The following is a 10,939-nucleotide window of genomic DNA, read 5'->3' as shown; positions in this document are numbered from 1 at the left end:
CGTGAGACCGACCCGAAGCGGCTGGGCTTCGTCTACGAGGGCGTCATGGGGATGCGCGTCCCGGGTGACGGGTATGTCTACGCGGTGGACACCTCACGCGGGCTGCTCATCTTCAACGAGCTCTGAGCGAGCGAATCGAGGCCCCACCCGGCTGCCCACCTTCGCTGACTGACGGGGCAGACATTCCAGTGCCAATGACAAACGCACTGCGGTGTCAAAACAGCGCGACAAGGCACTCCGGGGCGGAAGGCGGGTGGTATCTTCCGCGCCCATGGACCTGCGAATCGTGCTCGGCGTCGCGCTGATGCTGGTGTCGCCCGCCTGGAGTCAGCCGGCGGCCTCGTCGGGCGCGGACTTCCAGGCCCGGATGTCCGCCGCATCCCAGTCCTACGAGGATCTCGACTACGAGCACGCGCTCGAGCAGCTCGACGCGGCGAAGGCCGTGGCGCGCGACGACGGGGAGCAGGGCAGGGTGGCCATCCTCCGGGGGATCGTGCTCGCGGACCTGGGGCGCCGTCAGGAGGCCCTGGCCTCCTTCAAGGAGGGCCTGTCGCTGCTGCCCGATGCGAGCCTTCCGGTGAAGGTGTCCCCCAAGGTGTCACGCGACTTCGAGGAGGTGCGCCGGAACGTGCAACGTGAGCTGGCGCGCAACCCCCGGCCACCTCCGGACGCGCCGCGTGCGATGACCGATGCGCAGCTCGCGCCCACTCCGCCGCCCGGGCTCGTTCCTCCCACGGCGCGGACGGAGGTGGGCCGCACGCGCTCCACGCCCGTGCTTCCGCTGGCCCTGCTGGGAGGGGGCGTGGTGCTTGGTGGCATTGGCGGCTACGTCGGCCTCCAGTCGCGGAGCAACGTGAACGCTGCGCGCGACGATGCCTTCTACAGCGACAGGACCGCGCACCTGGACAGCGCGCGGGGGCAGGCGCTCGCGGCCAACGTCATGCTGGGCGCGGCTGTCGCCGCTGTCGCCGGAGCCACCATCACCTGGCTCCTCACTGGCGACTCGCCGTCGCCGCGGACGGAGGTCTCGCCATGAAGCGCGCCGTGGCCGTGGGGCTCGGGCTGTTCTGCATCACCTGCACGGTGCCGGACATCGAGGAGCTCGAGGCGGAGCGCCCCAGCGGGTGTGACGCGAGCCACCCGTGTCATGTCCAGGTGCGGCTGGCCTACGACGGCTTCCGTCCGGGCTGCGTCACGCTGCGCGTGGTGGACGCGGAGGACGCCTCCAGGACCTTCGAGCTGCCCGTGGAGCCTCCCGTGCCCGGGGGCGCGGGGATGGAGGAGGTGGGCTTCGTTCGCCGGGCCGGGTGGAGTGACACCGTGAAGGTGACGGCCTTCGCCCGCGAGCGCTCGTGCGCGGGCCAGGAGGTGGCCACCGCGTCCGGGCAGGTGGCGGTCGCCGAAGAGGAGACCGCCCGCGTCGAGCTGACTTTGAGCGCACGGGATGAAGACGGGGATGGCTACGTGAGCACCGCCACCCGGGGCACGGACTGTGACGACCGTACCGTCTCCATCTCCCCGGGCGTGGAGGAGCGCTGCGACTTCCTGGACAACGATTGTGATGGCCGGGAGGACCCGGCGCCCGTCTGTGACGCCGTCGCATGGCGGGCGAACAGGATCCTCCTGGGGACGAGCTTCCGGGACGTGGCTCCCCATGCGCGCAACCAGGCCTGGTTCGTGAGCGATACCAACAGAGTGGTCGCCCACGTCCGCCAGGAGACCGACGGTGGCGTGGACATGATTGCGTTCTCCGACTGCGACGCAGCGTGGTCCACCGCGTGGGCGCGGCCGAGCGACGGGCGCGTGTTCATGGGCTCCTGGCAGGGGCAGCTCGCCACACGGACGCTGGCCGTCACGGAGTCCTGTGCGCTGACGTCCTTCGACGGGGGCGGGGCAGCCATCCAGGACCTCGTGGGCTTCGAGTCGGATGGAGGCACGACGCTCTACGCGGTGAGCGAGACCGGCGACATCCTCCGCTGGGACTACCCGGCGGAGCCCAGGCGGGTGGAGCACGTGGATGCGGATCTCCACTCCATCCACGGCCTGGACCCGCGAACGCTCATCACCGTGGGCTCCACCGGCGGCGTGCCCGTCGCCTACCACGTCAACGCGGACGGAGGCCCGTGGCTGCGGGAGGCGCTGCCGTCGTCCTCCCAGGGACAGGCCGCACTGCACACCGTGCACGTCGTGGCGCCGGGCCTTGCCTACGCCGCCGGAGACCAGGGGCTGTTCCTGGAGCGGGCGGAGGGCACCTGGAGCACGAAGCCTCCGTACCCCATCTTCGTGGATGGGGGCGTCGCGCCCGACATCCTCGACGTGGTGTCCTTCGGCCAGGGCGCCGTCTTCGCGCGCCTGGACACGGACGACCTCGTTCGCTTCGACGGCGTGGCATGGCAGGACTTCCTCTTCGGGACCCAGGGCTTCACGACCCTCGAAGGGCTGTCATCGGATGAATTGTGGAGCGCCACCGTTGATGGCACCGGCTTCCGCTGGGGACCCTTGCGACCATGAGCAACCACCTCTCCCATGACCTCTCCCGGCTCCCGGACCTGCTCGAACAGGCCCGCGCGAGCGCCCTCGAATTCCTCACCGCCCTGCCCGAGCGCCCCGCGGGCATCCGCCCCTCACCGCCCGCGCCGCTTGGATTGCCCGAGGCGGGCCTCGGCGCTGGGGAAGCGCTCGCGCTCTTCCGCCGCCGCTACGAGGCAGGGCTCTCCGGCTCGGCGGGGCCGCGCTACCTCGGCTTCGTCACGGGTGGCACCACGCCCGCGGCGCTCGTGGGGGACTGGCTCGTCTCCGCGTACGACCAGAACGTGAGCAACGACGGCGACTCGCTCGCCACCACCGTGGAGCGCGAGGCGCTGGGACTCCTGCGTTCCCTCTTCGGCCTGCCGGAGTCCTTCGAGGGCGCCTTCGTGAGCGGTGCCACGGCGGCGAACCTCGTCTCGCTGGCCACCGCGCGGCAGTGGGTGATGGAGCGGCTGGGCCACGACGTGAGCGAGGAGGGGCTGTGGGGGCTTCCGCGCCCCGTGGTGCTGGGCGGCGCGCCGCACGCGAGCGTCCTCAAGGCTCTCTCCATCCTCGGCATGGGACGGCGCTCGGTGGAGGGCATCCCCTGCCTCCCGGGCCGGCCCGTCATGGATCCGAAGGCGCTCGAGTCACGGCTCGCGGCACTTGGCGGCGCCCCGGCCATCGTGATCGCGGGCGCGGGGGAGGTGAACACCGGGGACTTCGACGACCTGGAGGCGGTGGGGCAACTGTGCCGCCGCCACGGGGCCTGGCTGCACGTGGACGGTGCCTTCGGCATCTTCGCGGCCTGCAGCCCGGCGCACGCGCATCTGCTGCGAGGGCTTGCCCACGCGGACTCGGTCGCGGCGGACGGTCACAAGTGGCTCAACGTCCCCTACGACTCCGGCATCGTCTTCACGCGCCACCTCGCGTTGCAGGAGCGCGTCTTCCGCGCGGTGGCCGCCTATCTCGGCCAGGGGCCGGATCTGCTGCACCGCACGCCGGAGAACTCGCGCCGCTTCCGGGCGCTGCCCGCGTGGATGACGCTCATGGCCTACGGCCGCGACGGGCACCGCGCACTCGTCGAGCGCAGCTGCACGCTCGCCCGTGGCCTGGGGGAGGGGATCGCGGCGTCACCGCACTACGCGCTGCTCGCCCCGGTGACGCTGAACATCGTCTGCTTCGCGCTGCGCTCGGGGGATGCCGCGCGGCGCGACCGCCTCCTCGAGGCGTTGCAGGCTGACGGGCGCGTGCACTTCACTCCCACGCAGTACGCCGGCCGCCCGGGTCTGCGCGCGGCCTTCTCCAACTGGCGGACGGACGCGGCGGACCTCCCCCTCATCCTCGCGGCACTGGAGGCCGCGGCCTCCAGGGTCTAGCGGGCCGGGCCGTGGGCGGTGCTGATCGGGTTGGGGAGTCCGTCGTCAGAACGACGGCAGGTCGGACGCCAGATGTGACGACAGCCCACCGTCCATCACCAGCGCGCTCCCGTTGACGTAGCCACCGGCGGGCCCGACGAGGAACGCCACCAGGCCCGCGACCTCTTCCGGTGTTCCGAAGCGCTTCACGGGGATCCGCTCCAGCAGCCGCTGACGTGCGGCTGCGGGCGCCTTCGCCAGCATCTCCGTCTCGATGTAGCCGGGGCAGAGCGCATTGCAGGTGATGCCGTAGGCGCCCCACTCCGCGGCGATGGCCTTCGAGTAGCCCACGAGCGCGTGCTTGGTGGCCGCGTAGGTGGACGACTGCGCGCCCCCGAAGAGGCCCATGATGGACGCGATGTTCACGATGCGCCCATACCCCTGCGCCTTCATGCGCGGCAGCGCCCACTGACACAGGTTGCGCACGCCCTCCACGTTCACGCCGAACAGCAGGTCCCACTCGGCGACGCTCACCTCGTCCGCGCGATGGAACGGTCCACCGATGCCCGCGTTGTTCACGAGCACCCTCGGCACGCCCACCTTCGCTTCCAGCTGGTCGAGCGCTGACGTCACGTCGGCCTGGCTCGCGACGTCGCAGGCCAGCGGCCACGCGCGGCCTCCGGCCTCCACCAGCTGCTTCTGGAGCTGCTCCAGCGCGGCCACGTCACGGGACAGCAGGGCCACCTCGAACCCGTTCCGGGCGAGGGCAGTGGCGATGGCCGCGCCGATCCCCCGGCTGGCTCCGGTGACGACGGCGACAGGGGCCTTGGGCTGCGTCTCCATCAGAGGACTCCTCGGGGCGGGACGAGGCGGATCTCATCGACCCGCACGTTCAGGGGCTTGATGGCGGTCTCCCAGATGCACTGGGCCACGTCCTCCACGGAGAGCATGTCCGCGGGACTGAACTCCGGCCGGGACTTCCAGAAGGCGGTGTAGACGGCACCAAGGGACAGGAGCGTGGCGCGGATGCCGAACGCCTGGCCCTCCTCGTTCAGGACGCCCGTCAGCCCACGGACGCCGTGCTTGGTCGCGGCATAGGCGCCATTCATGGGGAGCGTGAGGTGGTCGCTCACGGACCCGATGTGGATGATCCTCCCTCCGCCTGAGGACTTCATCCGCCGGAAGGCCTCGCGCGAGCACAGGAACGTCCCCGTGAGGTTCACGGCGACGCTGCGGTTCCAGTCCTCGAGGGACGTCTCGTGGATGGGCGTGAAGACGCCGAAGCCCGCGCAGTTGACCAGGACCGAGAGCGGCCCCGACCGGGCCTCCGCCTTGTCGAACATCGACAGCACGGAGTCCTCGCGGGTGACATCCACGTGCAACGCGTCCGCGGTCTCCACCGTCACGTCCTGCGCGGCGCTCACCACGCGCAGCCCTTCCGCGCGCAGCTTGCTGGCGACGGCGCGTCCGATGTCGCCGGTTCCTCCGACGACGATGACATTCCGAGTGCTCAAGCGCCGTGTCCTTCCCCTGGGCTCACGCCAACGCGGCCCGCGGGGAGGGTAGTACGGAGAACCCCTCGAGATGGAGCCTGCCTTCAGGGCCGTGCTCGCATCCTTCAACGGCACGAGGCTCGGGCGCGTCGGACGGACCGGAGCCGGGCATGCCGGGCGCACGCTGCCGGGGAGCACTCCCGGGGCCTACCCTCTGGAGTGCGCCCTGGAGGGACGGCGAGCTCCAATGGCTGGCGTCTGCCTGGCCGGCGGGTCAAGCCAGCGCACCTGCCGGGAGTCCGCATGGAGCACTTCCTCACCCACGCCGAGCAGCCCTCCGCGGCGCGACAGGCCAGACGTGCGAGCCGCACCTGGCCCCGCTGGCTCCGCTACACCTTGCCGGGGGCCTGGGTCGCGCTCCTCTTCGCATGTCTGGCTTTCACTCCGTCCCTGCTGCCGCGCAGCGGGCCCTTCCAGGGCTTCGTCAGCGGCCTCAGCGCGGCCATTGGCTATGGCTTGGGATGTCTGGGCGCATGGCTCTGGCGTGAGTTCGCGGACCGCCCCGCCAGGACCCCACGTCCGCGCGCGTGGCAGGGCTTCTTCATCACGGGCGGCGTGGCGTTGGCCGTCGCGCTGCTGCTGGGCTGGCACTGGCAGCAGCGCATCCGCGAGCTCATGGGCATGTCCGCGTCGGGTGGCGCGGGCTACCTGCTCGCCCCCTTCGTCGGGGCGGTTGTCTTCTTCCTGCTTGTCGCCGTGGGACGCGGTCTGCGCGCCGTGTCCCGCGCGTTGGCCGTGCGGCTCTCAAGGCACATCGGTCCTCGCGCGGCCCGGGCGACGAGCGGACTGGCCGTGGTGGTGCTCACCGCGCTGGTGGCCAGCGGCGTGCTGTGGGACGGGCTCATTTCGATGGCGGACCGCACCCTGGCGGTGCAGGACCTGATGACCGACGAGGGCGTGGTCCAACCCCGCACCGCGCTGCGCTCCGGGGGCGTCGGCTCACGCATCACGTGGGAGTCCCTGGGAAGGGAAGGGCGCAACTTCGTGGGGCGGGGGCCCTCCGTCGAGGACCTCTCCCGGTTCCATGGCACCACCGTGAAGGAGCCGATCCGCGCGTACGCCGGCTACGCCTCCGCGCCGGATGCGGAGGGCCGGGCCGCGCTCGCGGTCGACGACCTGGAGCGGGCAGGGGGCTTTGACCGCGCGTACCTGCTGGTGGCGACGACCACGGGCAGTGGCTGGGTGGTGCCGGAGGCCGTGGACGCCTTCGAGTACATGACCGGCGGCGACTCCGCGATCGTCTCCATGCAGTACTCGCACCTGTGGTCGTGGCTCTCCGTCCTGGTGGATCAGGAGCGGGCCCGGGAGTCGGGCCGTGCGCTCTTCGACGCCGTCTACGAGCGCTGGTCCCGGCTTCCACCCGCGCACCGTCCGAAGCTGCTGGTGTTCGGAGAGAGCCTGGGCTCCTACGGCGGAGAGACGGCCTTCAGCGGAGAGCGGGACCTGGCCAACCGCACCGACGGGGTGCTCTTCGTCGGGCCGCCGAACTTCAACACCCTGTATCGCGCGTTCACCGACCACCGGGACCCGGGCAGCCCCGAGGTGGAGCCCATCTACCGCCAGGGCCGCATCGTCCGCTTCAGCCGCAGGCCGGGCAGCGACATCCCGCCCGCGTCCGCGCCGTGGGGAGACTCGCGTGTGCTGTACCTGCTCCACCCCTCCGACCCCATCACCTGGTGGAGTCCCCACCTGTTGGTGCGGCGGCCGGACTGGCTGCGCGAGCCGCGAGGCGCCGACGTCCTGGGGGAGATGGTGTGGATCCCCTTCGTCACGTTCTGGCAGGTGACGGCGGACCTGCCGCTGGGGATGGACGTGCCCGCGGGGTACGGCCACGTCTACACCGGCGAGCACGTGGACGGCTGGGCCGCGCTCCTCCGGCCCGAAGGCTGGAGCGCGGACCAGTCGGCGAGGCTGAAGGACCTCCTGCGCGCGCGTTGAGGGCGGCGCCTACTCCGTCTTCGTCGCGGATGCGGCCGGGACGCACTTCGTCTCGAACACGGTGACGATGCGCTTGAACTCCTGGCGTGTCGCATCCGAGACCCCTTCGTGGAGCATGTCGAGCGCACGCCGCCCCATGGACACGGCCTCCGGGCAGCGCCCGGACAGGAAGAACAGCGCCGCCTGGGTGTTGAGGATGCCCGCGTTGCCCGGCATCAGCCGCACCGCGCGCTGAGCCGGAGCGAGCCCCTTCTGGGGCTGCTGCACGTTCACGTAGTACCAGGCGAGGCCGTTCTGGGCGGAGGGGCTGTCCGGCATCAGCTCCGCGGCGCGCTGGCGGGCCTGCTCCTGGGTGGCGGACAGGTCCCCTTCGGCCTCCAGCGCGGTGGCCAGCAGATCCCACGCGCGCCCATCCTCCGGATGCTTCTCCACCAGCAGCCGCGCGAGCTTCAGCCGCTCGGCCTTGTCCAGCGTCTCCGCCCGCAGCCGGTGGGTCTCCACGTGGGTCGGGTCCTCCTTCAGCGCCTGGGCCAGCTCGAGGTCCGCCTTGCGCTGGCGCTCCTCCAGCGGCACGTCCCCCGGCGCCTGTGTGAAGAGCAGGGCCCGGATGACGTGCACGTCCGCCGGCTCCAGGCCGCGTGTCTGGGTTTGCGTGGGCACTGGCGGCAGGGGCTGCGTGGAGATGGCGTAGCGGCCGAGCTGCACGTAATCAGCGAGGGCCGCCTGGTACGCGGTCTCCCCCTGGAAGGCGGCCGTGAAGGCGCGCCGGGGCTCCTCGCCCCGGGACAGCCGGTCCTGGAAGGCGCTGAAGCGATTGCCGTATGCGTTGATGAGGTAGTGCACCCACAGCCACGAGGAGGCGTAGTGGCGCTGAAGCTCCGCGGTGCTCTGCTGCGTCTTGCCGTCCCACTGCCACAGCTCTTCCAGCGTGAGCCAGCCGTGGGCGCGCACGTACTGGAGCAGCGCGGGGCTTGCCCGGCCCAGCACCACGTTGCGGTCGCTGGGCCGGATGGTGACGGTTTGCAGGTAGGACGCGAGACCTTCCGACACCCACCGGGGCTGGCGGGGCAGGGCAAAGGCGCTCAGGTAGTGCGCCAGTTCATGAGCCTGGGTCTCCTTGTCACCCGTCGTGTCCGCCAGCAGGTAGCCGCCGCCGCCCGTCATCACCATGCGCGGGCCGTCGGGCGTCTGTCCGGCGAAGCCCGCATAGCGGCCGTCAGTGAACTCCTCCAGGTCGCGGGGGTTGCTGAGCAGGATGACGTCCACCGTGCCCGGCGGGTCGAAGCCTGCCCCCCACGCCAGCAGCAGCGCCCGCCGGAACTCCTCCAGCTCCACCGCGCTCCGGGCCGCCGCCGGTTCCTCCAGGTTCGTCCGCACACGGAAGTGCGAGCTGCGCACCTCACGCCAGGGCCGCCCGCCCTCGGCCGGACACAGGGCCCGGCTCGCCGTGCAGCCTGAAAACAACGTCAACGCCAGCCCCAGGATCCCCAAACGCAAGCTCATGCCCGTGGCTTCTGCCATACCTCCGGAACGCGCAACAGATGCTCCGCGTCAGGATGGGAGACGAGGACGGGGCGAAAACAGGCCTTGGATGAACCTCCTGGCGTTTTCAAGGCGAGGGTCCTGGCGGAGGTCCTTGCGTAACACCTCCGCCAGCCAGGCGTTTCCATGTCCCCCGACAGTTTGATCGAAGCTCTCCATTTCGCCCGACTCCACGACGAAGAGACCGAGCTGCTTGAGATCAGCCAGGAGTGCCTCGGCCACCTGACGCAACTGCCCCTTGGGGACCGCGTCCAGCCCCAGCTGCTTCGCTGCATCCCAGGGTGAGGCGCGCTTGAGTACGCCCTGGATGCTCTTGGCTACATCCAACGGGAAGGTCGGCGTGCTGACCTGTTCGAGGAGTTTTTCAATCTCCTTCCGGACGTGCGCGGTCTCCAGCTCCGGCCTGAACTGCTCGACGCCTGTCTTGACCCTCTTCCAGCGCGCCTCGAACGCGTCCCAATTTCCGCCGAGTGCTTCGATGGCTTCCTTGAGAGGAGAGTGGTTGTTCAAGATGTCGAAGTCCACAATGGCGCGCGTGGGAACACCGATGCTGGCAAGGGCCGCGGCAATCGCTGGAATCTTGTGCTTGCCGCCCGTGCTCGTGAACATGACATCGGGCATCCGGGTGTTTGAGTCCGCCGACTGTATCGCATCAAGGATCGAGGCGTAGAAGCGGCAGTCCCCGTCCGCCTCGCAGAGCACGACCTGTTCGTGGAAGAGGCTGTCGAGGGTGTTGGAGAAGCGCAGGATGGGATCATCCCAGAGCGTGCGCAGCCGGTCGCTGTCCAGCACGCGCGCATGGTTGAGGTTCCCGTCACGGGTCAGCCGGATGATCTGGAGGGCTGATGGGTTGGCATCCAGGAGCCCTCGAAGCAGGTCTCCGCTGTGGGTCGAGATGATCAACTGGCGCCCGGCGGGTTTCTCCCGGGCCAGCAGCGTCCCAAGGAATCGAGCTTGGGGCGGATGAAGGAATGCCTCGGGTTCGTCAATCATGACGACGAACTTGTCGGCCGCCGTGACCTGGAGGAGGCAGTCCGCGAAGCTCCGCATCCCGTCACCCTGGTCCTGAAGCAACGGGAGCGCCTGGAGCTTCCGGGCGTAACTGGGAGAGACCCGGTCCTCACCAGGGTCCAACTGGGGAACCGGGCCGCAGTGCAGGGGCAGCGTGGAGCCAGCGGTCCGGTTCACGATGAGCGCTTGTCCGAAGGCACGCTGAAAGTAGCCGCTGAGTCGATCCGCCAACGTCTGATCCACGCACATCTTCTGGATGGGGTGGTACGGAATGTCTGACGTGAGATCGAAGGCACTGGCGGGCTCGGTGGCCTTGAAGCGCGTCGAGAGGTCAAGCAGGTGAAAGAAGATCTCGTTGAGAGAGCTGGAGAACTCCTGCTTCTCCCAGAACACACGGAGTTGGTATTCAGGTGCCTGCTCGAGGTTGACGCCAAACAGGGAGCCCGTGTCGGAGACTTTGATCTTCGAAAAGTTGTTTATCTTCTGCAGCGGCGTGAGTTGGTAGTCCTTGGAGTCCGGCAGGCGGTACGGAGCCAACCACTCCAAAAACGCGTCGGCGGTCCCGGCGCGATTCATCTTCATGCGGGTGACGACGCGGTTCTTCAGCTTGGGACGCGAGCGCCCCGCCAGGCTGAGGATGTCGCGAAGGGTCTCGCTCTTCCCAGCGTTATTGGGCCCGACGATGACGACGACGGAGGCAGGTTCGAGCTTGATGCTCGCGCCACCGCTGAACGTGAGTTGCTCAATGAAGAGGGACGGGCTCATCAATCACCTTGTGCGGCCATGCTGGCACGTCCAGGTTCCGGGCAGCGGGTGAGGGGAGCACCCTTCACCCCGGGTCCTCTCCGGCTGTGAACCGGCGTGCCGCTGTGGCTGGAACGGTGGAGCCCGAACGGCTTCCGGATCCGAGCCACCCGGGTTCGAACCCGGGGAGGAGGGAGCCCCCCTCACGCCGTGACGAATCACCAGTGAATCCAGGTACTTCGCCCCACTCAACCGTCCCTGTGGGTCGTGCCGGGCCCCCGAGGG

8 protein-coding genes and 1 pseudogene are annotated in these 10,939 nt (G+C 69.8%); 5 read left to right on the top strand and 4 right to left on the bottom strand.

All coding sequences use genetic code 11. The features are described from left to right. The 4 genes and pseudogenes from D7W79_RS46270 to D7W79_RS31145 all read left to right on the top strand — a co-directional run. Positions 1–126, top strand: a pseudogene (locus tag D7W79_RS46270) (LVIVD repeat-containing protein); the annotation flags it as partial. Positions 127–271: 145 nt separating this feature from the next. Further along, entirely contained in the window at positions 272–1,036 is a 765-nt protein-coding gene (locus D7W79_RS31155; protein WP_120529013.1) for a YfgM family protein, read from the top strand. Continuing rightward, on the top strand, positions 1,033–2,511 hold the full coding sequence (locus D7W79_RS31150) for a putative metal-binding motif-containing protein (RefSeq protein ID WP_120529012.1): 1,479 nt from the start codon (positions 1,033–1,035) through the stop codon (positions 2,509–2,511). The genes D7W79_RS31155 and D7W79_RS31150 overlap by 4 nt, the downstream gene beginning before the upstream one ends. After that, positions 2,508–3,887, top strand: a complete 1,380-nt coding sequence (locus D7W79_RS31145; RefSeq protein ID WP_120529011.1) for a pyridoxal phosphate-dependent decarboxylase family protein — start codon at positions 2,508–2,510, stop codon at positions 3,885–3,887. Before D7W79_RS31150 ends, D7W79_RS31145 begins: the two co-directional genes overlap by 4 nt. A gap of 45 nt (positions 3,888–3,932) precedes the next feature. Here D7W79_RS31145 and D7W79_RS31140 read toward each other — a convergent pair whose 3' ends face one another. Both D7W79_RS31140 and D7W79_RS31135 read right to left on the bottom strand, forming a co-directional pair. Then, entirely contained in the window at positions 3,933–4,709 is a 777-nt protein-coding gene (locus D7W79_RS31140) for an SDR family NAD(P)-dependent oxidoreductase (RefSeq protein ID WP_120529010.1), read from the bottom strand. After that, positions 4,709–5,380 carry an SDR family oxidoreductase gene (locus D7W79_RS31135; RefSeq protein ID WP_120529009.1) on the bottom strand — a complete coding sequence of 224 codons (672 nt, stop codon included), beginning with the start codon at positions 5,378–5,380 and terminating at the stop codon, positions 4,709–4,711. The genes D7W79_RS31140 and D7W79_RS31135 overlap by 1 nt, the downstream gene beginning before the upstream one ends. Before the next feature lie 282 nt (positions 5,381–5,662). On the opposite strand from D7W79_RS31135, the gene D7W79_RS31130 reads away from it, so the two are divergent. After that, a complete protein-coding gene (locus D7W79_RS31130) occupies positions 5,663–7,357 on the top strand; it encodes an alpha/beta hydrolase (protein WP_120529008.1) in 1,695 nt (564 codons plus the stop codon). 9 nt (positions 7,358–7,366) lie between these two features. Here the strand turns inward: D7W79_RS31130 and D7W79_RS31125 are convergent, their stop codons facing one another. Both D7W79_RS31125 and D7W79_RS31120 read right to left on the bottom strand, forming a co-directional pair. Beyond that, positions 7,367–8,860: a tetratricopeptide repeat protein gene (locus D7W79_RS31125; protein ID WP_120529007.1), complete on the bottom strand. Its 1,494-nt coding sequence runs from the start codon at positions 8,858–8,860 to the stop codon at positions 7,367–7,369. A gap of 48 nt (positions 8,861–8,908) precedes the next feature. After that, positions 8,909–10,675, bottom strand: coding sequence for an AAA family ATPase (locus tag D7W79_RS31120; RefSeq protein WP_120529006.1), 1,767 nt, complete (start codon positions 10,673–10,675; stop codon positions 8,909–8,911). Positions 10,676–10,939 lie beyond the last annotated feature (264 nt).

It is taken from the genome of Corallococcus exercitus (genome assembly GCF_003611585.1).
In the GTDB taxonomy this organism is placed as follows: Bacteria; Myxococcota; Myxococcia; order Myxococcales; family Myxococcaceae; genus Corallococcus; species Corallococcus exercitus.
Note: the sequence above shows the minus strand (reverse complement) of the source record. Positions and strands in the feature narration are given on the sequence as shown.